18 protein-coding genes are annotated in these 17,696 nt (G+C 63.8%); 8 read left to right on the forward strand and 10 right to left on the reverse strand.

The annotated features are described in order from the left end of the window. Positions 1 to 13: 13 nt before the first annotated feature. From FOZ74_RS05080 to FOZ74_RS05125, 10 genes are all read right to left on the reverse strand, one after another. Positions 14 to 565 (reverse strand): DUF2946 family protein, encoded by a 552-nt coding sequence (locus FOZ74_RS05080; RefSeq protein WP_146912048.1) that lies wholly within the window; start codon positions 563 to 565, stop codon positions 14 to 16. 211 nt (positions 566 to 776) lie between these two features. Further along, entirely contained in the window at positions 777 to 1,193 is a 417-nt protein-coding gene (locus tag FOZ74_RS05085; RefSeq protein WP_146912049.1) for a F0F1 ATP synthase subunit epsilon, read from the reverse strand. 86 nt (positions 1,194 to 1,279) lie between these two features. Then, positions 1,280 to 2,713: a F0F1 ATP synthase subunit beta gene (atpD, locus tag FOZ74_RS05090; protein ID WP_146912050.1), complete on the reverse strand. Its 1,434-nt coding sequence runs from the start codon at positions 2,711 to 2,713 to the stop codon at positions 1,280 to 1,282. Positions 2,714 to 2,745: 32 nt separating this feature from the next. Next, positions 2,746 to 3,612, reverse strand: coding sequence for a F0F1 ATP synthase subunit gamma (gene atpG / locus FOZ74_RS05095; protein WP_146912051.1), 867 nt, complete (start codon positions 3,610 to 3,612; stop codon positions 2,746 to 2,748). A 19-nt stretch (positions 3,613 to 3,631) separates the two neighbouring features. Then, positions 3,632 to 5,191, reverse strand: coding sequence for a F0F1 ATP synthase subunit alpha (gene atpA / locus FOZ74_RS05100; RefSeq protein ID WP_146912052.1), 1,560 nt, complete (start codon positions 5,189 to 5,191; stop codon positions 3,632 to 3,634). A gap of 41 nt (positions 5,192 to 5,232) precedes the next feature. Then, positions 5,233 to 5,772 (reverse strand): F0F1 ATP synthase subunit delta, encoded by a 540-nt coding sequence (locus tag FOZ74_RS05105; protein WP_146912053.1) that lies wholly within the window; start codon positions 5,770 to 5,772, stop codon positions 5,233 to 5,235. A 13-nt stretch (positions 5,773 to 5,785) separates the two neighbouring features. Beyond that, positions 5,786 to 6,256 (reverse strand): F0F1 ATP synthase subunit B, encoded by a 471-nt coding sequence (locus FOZ74_RS05110; RefSeq protein ID WP_146912054.1) that lies wholly within the window; start codon positions 6,254 to 6,256, stop codon positions 5,786 to 5,788. A gap of 98 nt (positions 6,257 to 6,354) precedes the next feature. Continuing rightward, positions 6,355 to 6,618: a F0F1 ATP synthase subunit C gene (gene atpE / locus FOZ74_RS05115; RefSeq protein ID WP_146912055.1), complete on the reverse strand. Its 264-nt coding sequence runs from the start codon at positions 6,616 to 6,618 to the stop codon at positions 6,355 to 6,357. 84 nt (positions 6,619 to 6,702) lie between these two features. Continuing rightward, the gene (atpB, locus tag FOZ74_RS05120) at positions 6,703 to 7,602 is read right to left on the reverse strand and encodes a F0F1 ATP synthase subunit A (RefSeq protein WP_146912056.1); all 900 of its coding nucleotides are present in this window, start codon (positions 7,600 to 7,602) and stop codon (positions 6,703 to 6,705) included. Then, entirely contained in the window at positions 7,592 to 8,143 is a 552-nt protein-coding gene (locus tag FOZ74_RS05125; protein ID WP_255437799.1) for an ATP synthase subunit I, read from the reverse strand. The genes atpB and FOZ74_RS05125 overlap by 11 nt, the downstream gene beginning before the upstream one ends. A gap of 147 nt (positions 8,144 to 8,290) precedes the next feature. Between FOZ74_RS05125 and FOZ74_RS05130 the strand changes: the two genes are divergently transcribed. From FOZ74_RS05130 to FOZ74_RS05165, 8 genes are all read left to right on the forward strand, one after another. Continuing rightward, a complete protein-coding gene (locus tag FOZ74_RS05130; protein ID WP_146912057.1) occupies positions 8,291 to 8,605 on the forward strand; it encodes a YbeD family protein in 315 nt (104 codons plus the stop codon). Positions 8,606 to 8,661: 56 nt separating this feature from the next. Next, positions 8,662 to 9,303 carry a lipoyl(octanoyl) transferase LipB gene (lipB, locus tag FOZ74_RS05135; protein ID WP_146912058.1) on the forward strand — a complete coding sequence of 214 codons (642 nt, stop codon included), beginning with the start codon at positions 8,662 to 8,664 and terminating at the stop codon, positions 9,301 to 9,303. Positions 9,304 to 9,471: 168 nt separating this feature from the next. Further along, complete coding sequence (locus tag FOZ74_RS05140) at positions 9,472 to 10,995, forward strand: TolC family outer membrane protein (RefSeq protein WP_146912059.1); 1,524 nt, start codon at positions 9,472 to 9,474, stop codon at positions 10,993 to 10,995. A 33-nt stretch (positions 10,996 to 11,028) separates the two neighbouring features. After that, on the forward strand, positions 11,029 to 11,268 hold the full coding sequence (locus tag FOZ74_RS05145) for a hypothetical protein (RefSeq protein ID WP_146912060.1): 240 nt from the start codon (positions 11,029 to 11,031) through the stop codon (positions 11,266 to 11,268). 19 nt (positions 11,269 to 11,287) lie between these two features. After that, the gene (locus tag FOZ74_RS05150; RefSeq protein ID WP_146912061.1) at positions 11,288 to 13,477 is read left to right on the forward strand and encodes a type I secretion system permease/ATPase; all 2,190 of its coding nucleotides are present in this window, start codon (positions 11,288 to 11,290) and stop codon (positions 13,475 to 13,477) included. Further along, on the forward strand, positions 13,474 to 14,787 hold the full coding sequence (locus FOZ74_RS05155) for an HlyD family type I secretion periplasmic adaptor subunit (RefSeq protein ID WP_146912062.1): 1,314 nt from the start codon (positions 13,474 to 13,476) through the stop codon (positions 14,785 to 14,787). The genes FOZ74_RS05150 and FOZ74_RS05155 overlap by 4 nt, the downstream gene beginning before the upstream one ends. Positions 14,788 to 14,801: 14 nt before the next feature. Continuing rightward, positions 14,802 to 15,449 carry a response regulator transcription factor gene (locus tag FOZ74_RS05160; protein ID WP_255437800.1) on the forward strand — a complete coding sequence of 216 codons (648 nt, stop codon included), beginning with the start codon at positions 14,802 to 14,804 and terminating at the stop codon, positions 15,447 to 15,449. Between the two features lie 154 nt (positions 15,450 to 15,603). Further along, complete coding sequence (locus FOZ74_RS05165) at positions 15,604 to 17,526, forward strand: retention module-containing protein (protein WP_186764658.1); 1,923 nt, start codon at positions 15,604 to 15,606, stop codon at positions 17,524 to 17,526. Positions 17,527 to 17,696: the final 170 nt, after the last annotated feature.

Here is a 17,696-nt window from a genome sequence, read left to right on the forward strand (position 1 = left end):
GCCGGCAGTGCTCTCAGCCTGCCGGCTTTTTCATTCCCGCAATGCCCTGCTGCTGCGGGCTGCGTACGAACCGGTAGCGCGCGGGCAATGCGCTGTCGTCGACCGGCTCTGGCGCTGTCCACACCCCCTGCTCCAGCAACTGCGCAGCCACCACCACATCGAGGCTGTGCATCAGCCCGAGCCCCAGCGGGGTCGCAATATAGAGCCTGCCGTGTTCATCGCAGATGGCCTGTCCGGCGCGCGTGCGCTGCCCGGTATGGGAAACCAGCTGCGCATCCGCACCGACGCGCCAGACCCAGGGCGCAGCCTCGAGTTCGACGTAGACGCGCTGCGGTCCGTTCTGAAAGAACCACTGCCCCTTGTCGTCGTGCAGGTAGTTGCGTGCGATGAAATCCAGCAAGCCCTGATGTTGCAGGCGCTCGCCCCTGCATAAGGGGAAGGGTCCGCACGCCTGAACCGAGGCATCGCGCAAATACCACTGCCCACGGGCATCCAACCCCAGCCAGCCGAAGCAGTGGGGAACCTCAGGCCACTTCTCGAGTGCACGCTTGACGATCTCGTCCATGCAGGCAATTTTGCCCCAGCCATCCTGCCGCTTTTTCCCACGGCGTCACTCGGGCCGCCGCATGGACCAGCGCTCGCCATGCGGATATCCACGGGAGCCAGCGGAAACCCATGCCCGGAGGTTGGCGACAAACGGCTACGGATCCATCGTGCAAATGAAAAAAGGGCCCGTGCAAAAGCGGGCCCTTCGTCAGTGGCTGAACGGCGCGCGCTCAGCGCTTCTCGCGGAACTTGCGCAAGGCGGCAAGCTGGGCCGCCATGATGGCCAGTTCAGACTGGGCCCGGGCCAGATCGATCTCGCTCTTGGCGTGCGACAAGGCTTCCTGCGCCTGCTTTCTGGCTTCTTCGGCCTTCTGCTCGTCGAGGTCGCGACCGCGGATGGCGGTATCGGAAAGCACCGTCACGCGATCAGGTTGCACCTCGAGAATGCCGCCTGCCACGAAGATGAATTCTTCACCGCCGCTGGCGAGCTCGATACGCACCGAGCCCGCCTTGATGCGCGTGATCAAGGGCGTGTGCTTGGGCAGGATGCCCAGCTCGCCCGCTTCACCGGGCAGAGCGACGAACTTCGCCTCACCCGAAAAGATCGACTCTTCGGCACTGACGACGTCCACGTGTATGGTGCTCATGCAAACTCCTTGGATGCTTCACTGTAGTGACAACCCCGAGGCGAAGGACGGTAAAAACACCGTACCGCGCCCGGGCTCGTCGCCCGTCAGGAAGCCAGCTTTTTCGCCTTCTCGAAGGCTTCGTCGATGGTGCCGACCATGTAAAACGCCTGCTCGGGCAGGTGATCGCACTCGCCATCGACGATCATCTTGAAGCCGCGGATGGTCTCGGCCAGCGGCACATACTTGCCAGGCGTTCCAGTGAATACCTCGGCCACGTGGAAGGGCTGCGACAGAAAGCGCTGGATCTTGCGCGCGCGCGCCACCGTGAGCTTGTCCTCGGGGGCCAGTTCGTCCATGCCCAGAATGGCGATGATGTCGCGCAGTTCCTTGTAGCGCTGCAGCGTGCCCTGCACCGCGCGGGCCACGCTGTAGTGTTCTTCACCCACGACGTGGGGGTCGAGCTGGCGACTGGTGGAATCCAGCGGGTCCACGGCCGGATAGATGCCCAGCGCGGCGATGTCGCGTGACAGCACCACGGTCGAGTCCAGGTGGGCGAAAGTGGTCGCGGGAGACGGGTCGGTCAGGTCGTCCGCGGGCACGTACACCGCCTGGATGGACGTGATCGAACCCACCTTGGTCGAGGTAATGCGCTCTTGCAGCTTGCCCATTTCCTCGGCCAGCGTCGGCTGGTAGCCCACGGCGGAGGGCATGCGCCCCAGCAGGGCGGACACTTCGGTACCGGCCAGGGTGTAGCGGTAGATGTTGTCCACGAAGAACAGCACGTCGCGGCCTTCGTCGCGGAACGACTCGGCGATCGTCAGACCGGTCAGGGCCACGCGCAGGCGGTTGCCCGGGGGCTCGTTCATCTGGCCGTAAACCATGGAAACCTTGGACTGGCTCAGATCTTCCTGGACCACGACCTTGGAGTCGCTCATCTCGTGGTAGAAGTCGTTGCCCTCGCGGGTGCGCTCACCCACGCCGGCGAACACCGACAGGCCCGAGTGCGCCTTGGCGATGTTGTTGATGAGCTCCATCATGTTCACGGTCTTGCCCACGCCGGCGCCGCCGAACAGGCCCACCTTGCCACCCTTGGCGAACGGGCACACCAGGTCGATCACCTTGATGCCGGTTTCCAGCAATTCCTGGGACGGGGACAACTCGTCATAGGCGGGCGGAGTGCGGTGGATGGAGGCGGTCAGGGTCTGGTCGATGGGACCGCGCTCGTCGATCGGGTTGCCGAGCACGTCCATGATGCGTCCGAGCGTGCCCTTGCCCACCGGCACGGTGATCGGGGCCGCGGTATTGGACACCATCAGCCCGCGCTTGAGGCCGTCACTTGAGCCCAGCGCGATCGTGCGGACCACACCGTCGCCCAGCTGCTGCTGCACTTCCAGCGTCAGCGCCGAGCCTTCGAGCTTGAGCGCGTCATAGACCTTGGGCATGTGCTCACGGGGGAACTCCACGTCCACCACGGCGCCGATGCATTGAACGATCTTGCCCTGAACGCCAGCGCTTGCTTGGGTATTCTCTTGAGCCATCTTGTTTGCTCCAAAAATAGGTAAAACCGGATTCAGACCGCCGCCGCGCCGGCAACGATTTCTGAAAGTTCTTTGGTGATCGCCGCCTGGCGTGTCTTGTTGTAGACCAGCTTGAGCTCGCCGATCACGTTGCCGGCATTGTCGGTCGCCGCCTTCATGGCCACCATGCGGGCCGACTGCTCGCTGGCCATGTTCTCGGCAACCGCCTGGTAGATCAGGGACTCGACGTAGCGCACCAGCAGTTCATCGATCACGCTCTGCGCATCCGGCTCATACAGGTAGTCCCAGCCCGGGCCACTCTTGTGCTTGCGCATCTCTTCGGAAGACAGCGGCAGCAACTGCTCGACGACGGCCTCCTGCTTCATGGTATTGATGAACTTGGTGTAGCTCAGGTACACCGCGCTCACCTTGCCTTCGGCGTAGGCGTCGAGCAAGACCTTGACGGGGCCTATCAGCCGGTCCAGGTGTGGCGTGTCGCCCAGCGAGGTCGCTTGCGACACCACCTTGGCACCAATGCGGTTGAGAAAGCCCAGGCCCTTGCTGCCGATGGCGACCGCCTGCACTTCCTTGCCCTCGCCCTGCAGATCGCGCAGTTTGTTGGTGACCGAGCGCAGCACGTTGGTGTTCAAGCCGCCGCACAGACCCTTGTCGGTGGTCACCACGATGATGCCGGCCGCCTTGGCGTCGTTGAGCTTCATGAAGGGGTGCACGTATTCGGGATTCGCATCCCCCAGATGCGCGGCGATCGAACGTACCTTCTCGGCGTACGGACGAGCAGCGCGCATGCGGTCCTGCGCCTTGCGCATCTTGGACGCGGCCACCATCTCCATGGCCTTGGTGATCTTCTTGGTGTTCTCCACCGATTTGATCTTGCCGCGTATTTCCTTGCCTGCTGCCATGTCGGATCTCCCCCTGCACTCAGGCGAAGGATTTCTTGAACGCCGTGATGGCCTGGGTCAGCTCTGCCTCATCCTTGCCTTCCTTGTCGAACGCACGGCTTTTCTCCAGACGCTCCAGCAGCTCGCCGTGGCTGGCCTTGAGGAACTGGTGCAGGCCCGACTCGAACGCCAGCACCCTCTTGACATCGACGTCATCGAGGAAGCCCTTGTTCACCGCGAACAGCGACGCCGCCATCAGGCTGATGGGCAGGGGATGGTATTGCGCCTGCTTGAGCAGTTCCGTCACGCGCGCACCGCGGTCAAGCTGCTTGCGCGTGGCTTCGTCCAGATCGGAGGCGAACTGTGCAAACGCGGCCAGCTCACGGTACTGTGCCAGGTCGGTACGGATGCCACCGGACAGCCCCTTGATCAGCTTGGTCTGCGCGGCGCCACCCACGCGCGACACCGAGATACCGGCGTTGATGGCCGGGCGGATGCCGGCATTGAACAGACTGGTTTCCAGGAAGATCTGGCCGTCGGTGATCGAAATCACGTTGGTCGGAACGAAGGCCGACACGTCCCCCGCCTGGGTCTCGATGACGGGCAGCGCGGTGAGTGAGCCGGTCTTTCCCTTGACCTCACCCTTGGTGAACTCTTCCACGTAGTGGGCGTTGACGCGCGCGGCGCGCTCGAGCAGACGGCTGTGCAGATAGAACACGTCGCCCGGGAAAGCCTCACGTCCCGGCGGACGGCGCAGCAGCAGCGAAACCTGGCGGTAGGCCACGGCCTGCTTGGAAAGGTCGTCATAAATGATGAGCGCGTCCTGACCGCGATCGCGGAAATATTCGCCCATGGTGCAGCCCGAATAGGCCGACACGTACTGCATGGCCGCCGATTCCGAAGCAGAAGCCGCCACGACGATGGTGTAGTCCATCGCACCCGCCTGCTCCAGCGAGCGCACCACGTTCTTGATCGACGAGGCCTTCTGGCCAATCGCCACATACACGCAGGTGACGTCCTGTCCCTTCTGATTGATGATGGTGTCGATGGCCACCGCCGTCTTGCCGGTCTGGCGGTCACCGATGATCAGCTCACGTTGACCGCGCCCGATCGGCACCATCGAGTCGATGGACTTCAGACCGGTCTGCAGAGGCTGATCCACCGACTGGCGCGCGATCACGCCCGGGGCGACCTTCTCGATCACGTCGGTCATCTTGGCGTTGATCGGACCCTTGCCATCGATGGGATGGCCCAGCGCGTTCACCACCCGGCCCACCAGTTCGGGACCCACGGGCACCTCCAGAATGCGTCCGGTGCACTTGACCGTGTCGCCTTCGGAGATGTGTTCATAGCCACCCAGAATCACGGCGCCGACGGAGTCGCGCTCGAGGTTCAGGGCCAGGCCGTAGCTGGGCTGGCCTTCGGCATCGGCCGGGAATTCGAGCATTTCGCCCTGCATCACGTCCGACAGGCCATGGATGCGCACGATGCCGTCGGTCACCGAAACCACGGTCCCCTGGTTGCGAATGTCGCCACCAGCAGCCAGTCCTTCGATGCGGCTCTTGATGAGCTCGGAGATTTCTGCGGGATTGAGTTGCATGACTCTTTCCTTCTTTCCTTAAGTTGCCACGCCCGCCGCCCTCAGGCCAGCAGCGTCGCTTTCATTTGTTCCAGACGGGCCTTGACCGAAGTATCAAGCACCTCGTCACCGACCACCACGCGCACGCCGCCGATCAATGACGGATCCACGCTCAGCGACAAATTCAGCTTGCGCCCGAAACGCTTCTCCAGCGTCACGCCCAGCTCCTGCAGTTGCTGCGGCGACAGGTCGAAGGCGCTGACTACCAGGGCGTCCGACGAACCCGCCGTCTGATTGACCAGCGCACGAAACTGCGCCGCGATTTCCGGCAGAACGCGCAGACGTCCGTTCTCGACCACCGCAGTCAGCAGGTTGGTCGCGCTCGCGGGCAGCTTGCTGCGAGCCACGCCGGTCATGATCTCCAGAATTTGCGACGCCGTCACTTTCGGACTTTCGGCCATCTGCAGCAGCTGCGGGTTCGCCGCAATGGCAGCCAGCTCGTCAAGCCACTGCACGGCAGCAGCGAAGTCGGCCTTCTGGCTCGAACAGGCCTTGAACAAGGCCTCCGCGTAGGGACGGGCAATAGTGGCAAGTTCCGCCATGTTCGTCCCCTTCCTACAGCTCGGTCTTCAGACGGGTGAGCAATTCGGAGTGCACGGACGGATTGACTTCCTTGCGCAGAATCTGCTCGGCGCCCTTGACGGCCAGCTGGGCGACCTGTTCGCGCAACGCTTCGCGCGCCTGGATGACCTGCTGCTCGGCTTCCACCCGAGCAGCGGCAACGATCTTGTTGCCCTCTTCGGCGGCACGGGCCTTGGCCTCTTCAATGATGGCGCGCGCATGGCTTTCCGCGTCCGCCAGGCGCTGCGCGCTTTCATTGCGCGTTTCGGCGAGCTGCTGCTCGACCCGCTGATTGGCCGCTGCCAGCTCGGTCTTGGCCTTGTCGGCCGCTGCCAGGCCATCGGCGACCTTCTGCGCCCGTTCGTCCAATGCATTGGCAATCGGCGGCCACACAAACTTCATCGTGAATGCCACGAGGAGCAGAAACACGATGATTTGAATGATGAGGGTAGCGGTGATGCTCACTTTGGTTCCTTGGATTGCAGCGGCACGAAGCCGCGATACTCAGTGGCCGGGCTGGCGCAACACACGGAAGCGCCGCCCTTCCCAACCCGATCCGGAACTTACTTGGCGATCAGGGCGATCTGACCCAGGAAGGGGTTGGCCGTGGCGAACCACAGCGCGATACCCACGCCGATGATGAAGGCCGCGTCGATCAGACCGACCAACAGGAACATCTTGGTTTGCAGTTCGCCCATCAGCTCGGGCTGGCGAGCGGCCGACTCGAGGAACTTGCTGCCCATGAGGCCGATGCCGATACACGCACCGACGGCGCCCAGACCAATGATCAGGCCGGCGGCCAGGGCAACAAAGCTGATAACTTCCATGATGACTCCTAAAGGAACAAGGTTGGTTGAGAAAGGAAACGAGAAGGAAAGGATGCATCCCGGTCGGCACGGGGCCGACCGCGATCAATGCTGGTCGTGCGCCTGCCCGATGTACACCAGCGCCAGCATCATGAAGATGAAGGCCTGCAGGATGATGATCAGGATGTGGAAGATGGCCCAGGCCAGACCCGCGATGATATGGCCCACGGCCAAACCGATGCCCGTACCGGTGAGCGCGAACGCGCCCCCCATGAGGGCGATCAGCATGAAGATGAGCTCGCCCGCATACATGTTGCCGAAAAGTCGCAGACCGTGAGACAGCGTCTTGGAGGCGAACTCGATCAGCTGCATCGCGAAATTGACGATGCCGAGCAGCACCGCGACGATCGGGTTCTTGCTGGTGCCAAAAGGCGCCGTCACCAGTTCGTGCGCCCAGCCACCCATGCCCTTGATCTTGATGTTGTAATACAGGCAAATCAGCAGCACGGCCACCGACAGGCCCATGGCACCGGAGACGTCCGCAGTAGGCAGCACGCGCATGTAGGCGTGCGCAGGGTCGCCGCCGAACAGGCCGACCAGCCAGGCCCACACCGTTGGAATCAGGTCCACCGGCAGCAGGTCCATGGTGTTCATCAGCGTGACCCAGACAAAAATCGACAGGCCCAGAGGCGCCACATACTTGCGGCTCTCGGCATTCTTGATGATGCCCTTGGCCTCGTTGTCGACGAACTCGACCAGGATCTCCACCGCTGCCTGAAAGCGTCCGGGGACGCCCGAACTGGCCTTGCGCGCCGCGGCCCAGAGGATCCAGAAGGTCAACGCCGCCAGCAGCACGGAGAAAAAGACGGTGTCGATGTGAATCACCGACATGTCGAACACCGCATCCGACGCCTTGTTCTGCCAGAAATGCAGGTGGTGAATGACGTATTCCCCGGCGGTCGGTCCCGTTTCCACAGTAGATGCCACAGCGTTTTCAACAGCCATCGGTATGCTCTTTCTGCGTCTGTACCTTGCCAGACTTCAGCGGTCGGACCCAGAGGAGACCAACCCAGTACATCTTGATTGTCAGCACCAAACCGATCAGCAAAGCCGGCCAGTTCGGCGCACCCAGAAATCTCGGGGCCGCCAGCAGCAACCCCGCCGTCAAGACCAGCTTGACAACCTCCCACAACAGCAGGCCCGCCAGCGCAGCGGTCGGCGGAAACCCCGGCCGAGCCCAGCGCATGGTGCCTGCCGCCGCAATGGCTGCGGGCAGAAAGCCTGCCAAGGCCCCGTAGGCCACCGACCATGCAAGCTCGGGACGGCGGGTCAACAGCCCCGTTGCCGACGCTGCCACCACACCGATGATCAGCTGCCATCGCAGGGCCCGCGACACCGGCACCTGCGGATGGCGCAAGCGCCACTGCCTGGCTTCTTCAGGCGTCAAGGCCTTGAAGTCATCCTCGGCGCCGAAAGACCTGCCGGTCCCAGACCCGCTTGCAATCCCGCTGCGGCCCGGACCGCCCTCACTCGCATCGATGGACACGGCCACAACACCCGAACCGGATTACAAAACCTTGCGATTATACGTAAAAACCCGATGGTCTCCGACGTTGCAGACCGGGCATTCACCGGAAACCGCACCCCGCTGCCGAGGCGGCGCTCGGCGCCGGGCACTGCTATCCTTGCACGCATGGCCAAAATACCCCCCTCACTCGCGGTCGTCGGCAGCGAACACCCGTCCTCAGCACGGGAAAGCCTCATCCAGTACCCGAGTGCTTTTCCGATCAAGGTGATGGGACCGCGCGCGGACGGGTTCGTGGGAGCGGTGACGGAGATCGCACGCCGCTTTGATCCGGAGTTTGATGCCAGCACCGTGGAACTGCGGCCCAGTCGCCAGGGACACTACCTCGCGGTAACCGTCACGGTGACGGCAACGAGCCGGGAACAGCTCGATGGTCTGTACCGGGCCTTGACCTCGCACCCCATGGTCAAAGTCGTGCTGTGACTGCTCCCCGGCTTTGCTGGCTGGGCCAGGTGGAGTACGCGGCGACACTGCGCGCCATGCAGGCTTTCACCCTTTCGCGCAGTTCCGACACGGCCGATGCGCTATGGGTTTGCGAGCATAAACCCATTTTCACCCAAGGCGTTGCCGGCAAGCCCGAACATGTACTGCATGCAGGAGGCATTCCGGTGATGGCGACCAACCGCGGCGGACAAGTCACCTACCATGGTCCGGGACAGGTAGTTGCCTACCCCTTGATGGACCTGCGGCAAGCGGGCTACTACGTCAAGGAGTACGTGTACCGGATCGAAGAGGCGGTGATCCGGACCCTGGCAGACTTTGGCGTCACCGGCCATCGGGTCGCCGGCGCTCCGGGGATTTACGTGCGCCTGAGCGAACCCGCCAGCCACGCGCTGTTGCCCCAGCGCCCGCAATTGCGCCTGCCCGGCAGTCCGCCGCCCGTGCCGGACTTTACCGACGTGGGCAAGATCGCCGCCATCGGGATCAAGGTTGCGAACCACTGCACCTACCACGGGCTGGCGCTCAACGTGGCGATGGACCTGGAGCCCTTCCAGCGCATTCATCCCTGCGGCTACGTCGGATTGCAGACGGTGGACCTTGCGACGGCGGGCGTGCAGGCCTCCTGGCTCGACGTGGCCCGCCAGCTGGCACGGCACCTCCAAGCCCGGCTGTCGAACTGAGGTGGCGGCCAAGCGAGCCTAGGGCAAGCGCGCAATGCGCCGGCATCTTGTCTTGGCGTGCACACGGCGCGCGTGCGAAGCCCACCGGTTAGTCGCTTCGACCCATTGAGCAGGCCAGATCATTCGGCAAAATACGTCGTTGGCAAAAATCATGGAAAGTAGGCGGTAATGAAGGATATCGTGGTACAGGTGGTCGCAGCGTTGGGGACAGCCGCGTTGTCGTGCATGGTCAACGCGCAAAGCGCACCGCAAGCTGCCGCGACAGCGGGGCCGGCGCAGACGCTACCCGATGCGGTCAAAAAGGCCATCCATTCACACCCTGAAGTACAAGCGCGCTTTCACGACTTCACCTCGTCGCTTGAAGACAAGAACATCGCCGGTGCCGGCTGGCGCCCTCGGGTCGATGCCCAAGCCTGGGTGGGCCACGAATGGCGCAGCAACGTCCCGGCATCGCCATCGTTTGACTGGAACCGCCCGGGTTGGGGCCTGACGCTGACCCAGCTGCTGTACGACGGTGGCCTGACGAGCAACCTGACGCGCAATTACGGTTTCACCAAGCTCTCGAAGTTCTACGACCTGCGCGCCACCAGCGAATCCTTGGCCAACGAAGTGGCCATCGCCTACCTGGATGTGCAGCGCTATCGCCAGACCCGTGCGTTGGCCGAGAACAACTATGGAGTCCACAAGACGACGCTCGATCAGATCCGCCAGCGCCAACAATCGGGCGTTGGTCGTGGAGTCGATCTGGAGCAAGCCAATGCGCGTCTCGCGCTGGCTCAGGTCAATCTGATGACCGAAAGCGGCAACCTCAACGACGTGTCGCAACGCTATCGCCGCCTGGTCGGTGAATACCCGGCAGCCACGCTTGACCCGGTGCCCGCAACGGACGTCGTCAAGCTGCCCGCCGGCACGACGCAGGACTTCGAGCAGGCGCTGCGCGAGAACACCACGGTGCTGTCCAAACAGGCACTCGTGCAGGCTGCCGAGGCGGTGCAAGAGATGGCCAAGGCCAACTACGCGCCCAAGCTCCAGCTGGTCGCATCCACGGGTCGCGACCGCACCATGGCCGCGGCATCAGACCCACGGGGCAACATTCAAAGTTCGAGCATTCAGCTTTTGCTGACCTACAACCTTTACCGCGGTGGCGCCGACGACGCGCGCAGCCGCCAGACTGCCGCGCAACGCTATGCCGCGCAGGACGTGCGCGACTACACCTGCCGCAACGTCCAGCAAAACCTATCCATCGCATGGGACAACATCATGCGCCTGCGCCAGCAGTTGCCATTTCTGCGCGAACACGTACTGGCCACCTCCAAGGTCCATACGGCGTACATCCAGCAGTTCCAGATTGGCCAGCGCACGCTGCTTGATCTGCTTGACACCCAAAACGAGCTTTTTCAGGCACGCATCGCGCAGGTCAACGCGGAAAGCGACCTGAAAAAATACGAGTATCAATGGATGGTCAATGCCAGCCAGATTCTTCAGGCGCTGGGTCTGGCACAACCGTATGCCGACCAACAACCCGATGAATACAACGAGCTGGTACTGCCCGACGAAGTGCTCAAATCCTGCGAAGGCGTCGTGCCAGACATCAGCAACCTGACACCGATGGCGCAAGTGCCGGCGACAACGGCCACGCAAGTGCCGGCGACAACGGCCACTGCAAGCACCGCTGAAACGGGCAAACACTGAGTCACGGGCCGAGTGGGCCGGAGAGCGCAAGCGGTGTCCGATAGCGCCAAGGATCAGGACGCCTCCAAGGCGGAGCTGTTGCAGCTGTCTGCACTCGATGCAGACTTCATCCGCGTCCTGGAAGATCTGGTTGACGCCTTGCTGGCCAACGGCACCTTGCGCCTGACCGACCTGCCCCCGCAAGCGCTGGCCAAACTCGACCAGCGCAGGAGAGCGCGCGAACGCCTGCGCAACAGTCTGGACCTGATCGGAGACGACGAACCCTTGCTCTGATCCACCACAATCCAAACGCATGGCTTCCGAAGAAACCACCTTCCCTGCACAGCGGGAAGAAGCTTGGCGTGTGCCTTCACACCTCACGCACGACGATCCGCTCCTGGCCTGCCTGGTCGAAATCACCCGCCTGCATGGCGCCCCGTTCACCGCTCAGGCGCTCACCAGTGGACTGCCGCTGGTGGATCAGCGGCTGACCCCGGCGTTGCTGGCACGCGCCGCCGCCCGCGCGCATTGCACCACGCGCATCGTGCGCCGAACGCTTGAGGGCGTCCCCCCTGGGTTGCTGCCCGCCATCCTGATCCTGCACGGCAACCGCGCCTGCCTGCTGCTGGAGGACAGGGGTGAGCGCGGCTGGCTGATCCAGCATCCCGAATCGGCCAGCCCCGTCGAAATGCCGCGCGACGAACTGCTGAACGCCTACACGGGGGTGATGTGTTTTGTGCGGCCCCGGTACCGTTTCGAACGCCGAGCGCTTGTCAAAGGCCAGGCCCCACGCGCCGGGCACTGGTTCTGGTCCGCCATCCTCGACAACTGGCGGCTGTACCGCGACGCGCTGGTCGCCGCGGTGCTGATCAATCTCTTTGCGCTGGCACTGCCGCTGTTCAACCTGAACGTGTACGACCGCGTCGTGCCCAACAATGCCATCGACACGCTGTGGGTGCTCGCAGTGGGCATCGGTCTCATCGTGCTGTTCAACTACGCGCTCACGACGATACGCGCCTACGTGGTCGATACCGCCAGCAAACGCGTTGACGTGCGCCTGAGCGCGCAGATCATGGAACGCGTGCTTGACTTGCGCATGGAGGGACGACCCGCATCGGTGGGATCGTTCGCTTCCAACCTGCGTGCATTCGAGTCGGTACGTGACTTCATCGCTTCGGCCAGCCTCACGACGCTGGTCGACCTGCCGTTCGTGCTGCTGTTCCTGCTGGCGATGTGGTGGATCTCGCCGTGGATGCTGATCCCGCCCATCGTCGCCATCGTGCTGGCACTCATGGTGTCCTTCGTTGCGCAGGCGCGAATGGAGGCGCTCACTCTCAAGACCTTCCAGGCCAGTGCCCAGCGCAATGCCTTGCTCGTGGAATCATTGACCAATCTGGAAGCCGTCAAGACACTCAACGCCCAGGGCAGCGTGCAGCGCCAGTGGGAAAGCTCCACCGAGTTCATCGCCCACATAGGCACCCAGCTCAAGCTCACGTCGGCCTTCACCGTCGGCTTTGTCGCCGCCATGCAGCAACTGGTTTCGGTCGCCGTCATCATCATCGGCGTGTATGAAATTCAGCAGCAGCAAATGTCCATGGGCGGCATCATCGCCGCATCCATGATTGCCGGCCGCTGCCTTGCTCCGCTCGGTCAGGTGGCGGGCCTGATGATGCAGTTCCATCAGGCTCGCCTGTCGCTCGAATCGATCGACGGCTACATGAAAATGCCCATCGAGCATGACGAAGCGCAAGACTACGTGGCCCGCCCCGACCTGCGCGGCACGCTGGAGCTGCGCGATGTCAGCTTCAACTATCCCGGCAGCACGCAGACGGCGCTCGCAGGCATCAACCTGCGCATCGCCGCTGGCGAAAAGGTCGGCATCATCGGGCGCATAGGTTCGGGCAAAACTACCATTGAAAAATTGATGCTAGGCCTTTACCAGCCTACGCAAGGAGCTATCTTTATTGATGATGTGGATGCCCGTCAGATCGACCCCATCGACCTGCGCCGCGCGATAGGCCATGTCCCTCAGGACGCGATGCTGTTCTATGGCAGCCTCAAGCAAAACCTGCTGATGGGCGCGCCGTGGGCCACCGAAGACGAGATGTTGCATGCCGCCCGCATCGCGGGTGTCGACGAGTTCGCCGCACGCCACCCCCAAGGCTACGACATGACGATAGGCGAGCGTGGCGAGTCGCTGTCGGGCGGTCAGCGTCAGGCGATCGCCGTGGCTCGCGCGCTGATCAACGACCCGCCGGTGCTGCTGCTCGATGAGCCCAGCAGCAATCTCGACAACCAGAGTGAGGCGCAACTCAAGCAGCGCTTGCGCAAGGCCTGCACGGACAAGACGCTCGTGCTGGTGACGCACCGTACGGCCATGCTGGAGCTGATCGACCGCCTGGTGGTGATCGACGGCGGGCGCATCATGGCCGACGGGCCCAAACAGCAGGTGATCGACGCGCTCAAGCAGGGGCGCATCGGCCGCGCCGGAGGCCACGCATGAGCGAGCGCGTGCAAACGTGCGACCTGGCCGTGGATGCACAGTGGGCAGCCAGCCACGAGCAGGCTCGCGGTTCGCGGCTGCTGATCTGGGCTTCGCTCGCCGCCGTGGTCGCATTGCTGGTGTGGGCGAGCGTCGGGCAAATCGACGAAGTCGTGCGCGGCATGGGCAAGGTAGTGCCATCACGTCAGGTCCAAGTGGTGCAAAGCCTGGATGGTGGCGTCGTGCAGGAGATCCTCGTGCACCCGGGCGAACAGGTCGAACAAGGCCAAGTGCTGCTGCGCATTGATCCGACGCGCTTCACCGCCTCGCTGGGAGAAAACCGGGTCGAGCGCTTTGCACTGCAGGCCAAGGCCGCACGGCTGACGGCGCTGGCTACGAGCGAAGCGTTTCACGTACCCGACCAACTCGTGCGCGACGCGCCCCAGGTCGTGGAGATGGAGCGGCGCCTGTGGCAATCGCGCTCCCAGGAGCTGGAAAACACCGTCAGCATTGCACGGGACCAGCTGCGCCAGCGCCAGCAGGAGCTGCGCGCGACCCAGGCTACCCGCGACCAAGCCACGAGCAGCTGCCAACTCACGGCCGAAGAGCTCAAGGTCACCCGCCCGCTGCTGAGCACCGGTGCGGTCTCCGAGGTCGATCTGCTGAGACTGCAGCGCGACGTGGCGCGTTCATGTGGCGAGGCCAAATCGGCCGAGGCGCAGCTCGGACGCATCGCAGCGGCGATCAACGAAGCCGAACGCAAGATCCGCGAGGCCGAGCTCAACGTGCGCAACCAGGCGCGCATCGAGCTCTCGGATGTGCGCGCCAAGCTCTCCTCGCTGGAACAGGGCCAGGTGGCGCTGGCCGATCGCGTGAAACTCTCGGAAGTTCGCGCCCCCCTGCGCGGCACGGTCAACACCCTCATGGCCAATACCGTCGGTGGCGTGGTACAGCCCGGCAAGGAAATCCTTGACATCGTTCCGGCCGACGACACCTTGCTGCTCGAGGTGCGGATCAGCCCGCGGGACATCGGTTTTCTGCACGACGGACAACAGGCCCAGGTCAAGTTCACCGCCTACGATTTCGTGGTTTACGGCGGCCTCAAGGGCAAGGTCGAGCAGATCGGCGCCAACACCGTCACCGACGAACACGGCACGTCCTACTATGTGATCAAGGTACGCACCGAGGGCGTGCACGTGGGAGACAACTCGCGCCCCATCATCCCCGGCATGCAGGCCGACGTGAACATCCTGACCGGTCAGCGCACGCTGATGCACTACCTGCTCAAGCCCATCCTGCGCGCCAGAGCCAACGCCCTGACCGAGCGCTGACCCCACTGCCACCGATGTTGCAAGCTGCCGAACCCATCCTGATGCTGACCGCCAACGCCGTCTTGTGGCGACACTGGCAGACCTTGCGCAACGACCGATGGCTACCGCAACATGGCGCTACCGCCGCCGATCTGCAGGCGTGGTGCACGCAAGCGCAGCGCTGGGCCTTGCTCGACGCCGACCTGCCCGGCCTACCCGCGTGGGCCGAACGTGCTCACGGCACCCTCTTTCGTCAACAACACATCCTCGTGCTGAGCACCCGCCCAAGTGTCGAACAAGGTCACCACGCGCTTGCCCAGGGGGCCAGCGGTTACGCACACGCCCTCACGCCCACAAAAGCGCTCAACCACATCTTGGAGACGATCGCCCACGGCGGCATCTGGACCGGTCGCGCCTTGCTTGAACGCCTGCTCGCCGACGTGGGTGAGCGCCTGCCCCCGGTTGAATCGCCATGGCACGAGGCTGCGTGGACCGCCGCCCTCACGGCGCGTGAACGCATGGTCGCGGAGCGGGCGGCGCTGGGCCGCAGCAACGGCGACATCGCACAAGAACTCAACATCACCGAACGCACCGTGCGGGCCCACCTGTCCGCCACCTTCGAAAAGCTGCAAGTCAGCGACCGCCTGCAACTGGCCCTCAAGGTCCACGGCATCAGCCGCTGAGCTCGCGCCACTCGCCCCGCATTGGCGCTGGCGCCAATAGACAGGGTGGGCGTCCCTTCATAGGATGACGGCCGTCGTCCCCGCGAAGGCGCTGCCACCCGGCCCAAGCGCTCGCAGGGCAGCGATTCAGTTCAATCCACACACGATTACCACCATGGCCGCTGCAACCACCGTTCTCGTTACCCATCTCACCGGTCAAGCCTGGGTCCGCGGCGCCGATGGCATGCTCACCCCCCTGCGAGAGGGCATGCGCATCGCCGCTGATGCAGAAATCGTCACCGCCACGGGAGCGAGCGTGCAGGTGCAGGCCGACAACATGCCATCGGTCACGATAGGCGAAGGGCAGGACATTCTTCTGACCGCTGACCTGGTTTCACCCCCGCCATCCAATGAGGCCTCGGTCACCCAGCCAAGCGATGCGGCCGTCAACGACGTCATCAACGCGATCAATGCCGGACAAGACCCGCTGGCACAGCTTGATCCCACGGCTGCCATGCTGGGTGGCGGCGGAGGAGGAGAGCACTCCTTCGTGCGTCTGGCCAGCGTGATCGAGCTCACCACGCCGCTCGCGCTCAATTACCCGGTAAGCATGCCGGGTGACGAAATACCCCGTCCGCAAGCGGCCGTGGACGTGGACGAAACCACGATTGAGCCGCCTGCTCCTCCCGTCGAACCGCCTGCTCCCGTCGAGCCGCCTCCTCCCGTTGAGCCGCCGCCTCCTCCCGTTGAGCCGCCGCCTCCTCCCGTTGAGCCGCCGCCTCCTCCCGTTGAGCCGCCGCCTCCTCCCGTTGAGCCGCCGCCTCCTCCCGTTGAGCCGCCGCCTCCTCCCGTTGAGCCGCCGCCTCCTCCCGTTGAGCCGCCGCCTCCTCCCGTTGAGCCGCCGCCTCCTCCCGTCGAGCCACCGCTGCCTCTCAACTACAACATCGCGCTGCTGGTCGACATTTCAGGGAGCATGGATGAAACCCCTGCCGGGTTCACACAAACCCGGATGGAGATCACGAAAGATGCGCTGCATCAGCTGGTGACGACGCTGTCGGCTTACGACGGACAGGTCAACATCGGCCTGGTCAGCTTCAGCACCGGTGCCAGTCTGGTGCACAGCGTCACCGGGCTCACGTCCGGTGATGTGGCCGCTCACGTGTCTGCACTGGTGGATGCCATCAATGGCCTGACACCGGAGGGTGCGACCAACTATGAAGCAGCGTTCGACGCGGCGGCCAGCTGGCTGGGCAGCCAGACCACACCAACGCCGGACAACAACTTCCAGAACATCACCTACTTCCTTACCGACGGCAACCCGACGGTGTACAACGGCCAGACCGATTACTTTGCCGGCTCTACCGATTACAGGGACATGCAGCTGGCGCTGGACGCCTTCGCACCCTTGACTGAAAACGGCGGAAAGGTACATGCCATTGGCATCGGCGACACGGTGGATCAGGCCTACCTGAAGTTCTTTGACAACACCGATGTTGCAGGGATGGATACGGCGACACTGGACGACCGCACGCTGGACAGCAACGGCAACCTGGTCGTGAACCCGAACCAGACGGTGACTGGCGACGTGGGCCAACCCGAGTTCGTGGACGGGGCCTTCATCATCACGCCGCCTCCCGAAACAGCCGCAGCACACACTCCGTTGGCGCCACTCATGGCGACGGCGAGCCTGCATGGCCTGCTCGCTGACGACGGGGGCACACTGGGCGATGGCATCGATGCCGGCCAAGGCACGCAGACTGCCGACAGTCTCACCGATCACGAGGCGACGGGCGGCAACGATGGCGCCGGCGGACAAGGTGGCCCCCTGGCCATTGCGGATCTGTTGTCTGACCCGGCTCAGCCCGACGATATCGGCCATCTGCTACCGCCACCTGCGGACACCGGCAGCGGAGGCAGCGATACCAGCGCAGGTGCAGGTGCCGGAAGCGGGGATGCAGGCAGCGCCGGCCAAGCCGGGGGCGCAGGTGACGCAGGCGGTGGCTCCGTTGACCTCGCCTTGCCCGACGCGGCAGGCAACGTGAACACCATGATTCAGTCCGTGATCGACCAAGGCAAGCACGGCATGGATCAGGGCTGAATCGCGGGGCCGTCCCCCCGCTGCGCACGCGAACCCCGCGTGCGCAGTCGGCCGGTGCTTCTGGCCACGGCCCTTTCGCAATAGCCGCCATATCGGCTATCGTCGGCATTCGAGCGACGCCCACGCCAACACCAGTTTGCGGGCCGAACTCATCTCCAGCCCACCATGCC

Source organism: Comamonas flocculans (assembly GCF_007954405.1).
GTDB lineage: Bacteria > Pseudomonadota > Gammaproteobacteria > Burkholderiales > Burkholderiaceae_C > Comamonas_C > Comamonas_C flocculans.

Coding starts and splice junctions, on each gene's coding strand:
- FOZ74_RS05080 (WP_146912048.1), bottom strand. CDS start 565: ATGGACGAGATCGTCAAGCGTGCACTCGAGAAGTGGCCTGAGGTTCCC.
- FOZ74_RS05085 (WP_146912049.1), bottom strand. CDS start 1,193: ATGAGCACCATACACGTGGACGTCGTCAGTGCCGAAGAGTCGATCTTT.
- atpD (WP_146912050.1), bottom strand. CDS start 2,713: ATGGCTCAAGAGAATACCCAAGCAAGCGCTGGCGTTCAGGGCAAGATC.
- atpG (WP_146912051.1), bottom strand. CDS start 3,612: ATGGCAGCAGGCAAGGAAATACGCGGCAAGATCAAATCGGTGGAGAAC.
- atpA (WP_146912052.1), bottom strand. CDS start 5,191: ATGCAACTCAATCCCGCAGAAATCTCCGAGCTCATCAAGAGCCGCATC.
- FOZ74_RS05105 (WP_146912053.1), bottom strand. CDS start 5,772: ATGGCGGAACTTGCCACTATTGCCCGTCCCTACGCGGAGGCCTTGTTC.
- atpE (WP_146912055.1), bottom strand. CDS start 6,618: ATGGAAGTTATCAGCTTTGTTGCCCTGGCCGCCGGCCTGATCATTGGT.
- atpB (WP_146912056.1), bottom strand. CDS start 7,602: ATGGCTGTTGAAAACGCTGTGGCATCTACTGTGGAAACGGGACCGACC.
- FOZ74_RS05130 (WP_146912057.1), top strand. CDS start 8,291: ATGGCCAAAATACCCCCCTCACTCGCGGTCGTCGGCAGCGAACACCCG.
- lipB (WP_146912058.1), top strand. CDS start 8,662: ATGCAGGCTTTCACCCTTTCGCGCAGTTCCGACACGGCCGATGCGCTA.
- FOZ74_RS05140 (WP_146912059.1), top strand. CDS start 9,472: ATGAAGGATATCGTGGTACAGGTGGTCGCAGCGTTGGGGACAGCCGCG.
- FOZ74_RS05150 (WP_146912061.1), top strand. CDS start 11,288: ATGGCTTCCGAAGAAACCACCTTCCCTGCACAGCGGGAAGAAGCTTGG.
- FOZ74_RS05155 (WP_146912062.1), top strand. CDS start 13,474: ATGAGCGAGCGCGTGCAAACGTGCGACCTGGCCGTGGATGCACAGTGG.
- FOZ74_RS05160 (WP_255437800.1), top strand. CDS start 14,802: ATGTTGCAAGCTGCCGAACCCATCCTGATGCTGACCGCCAACGCCGTC.
- FOZ74_RS05165 (WP_186764658.1), top strand. CDS start 15,604: ATGGCCGCTGCAACCACCGTTCTCGTTACCCATCTCACCGGTCAAGCC.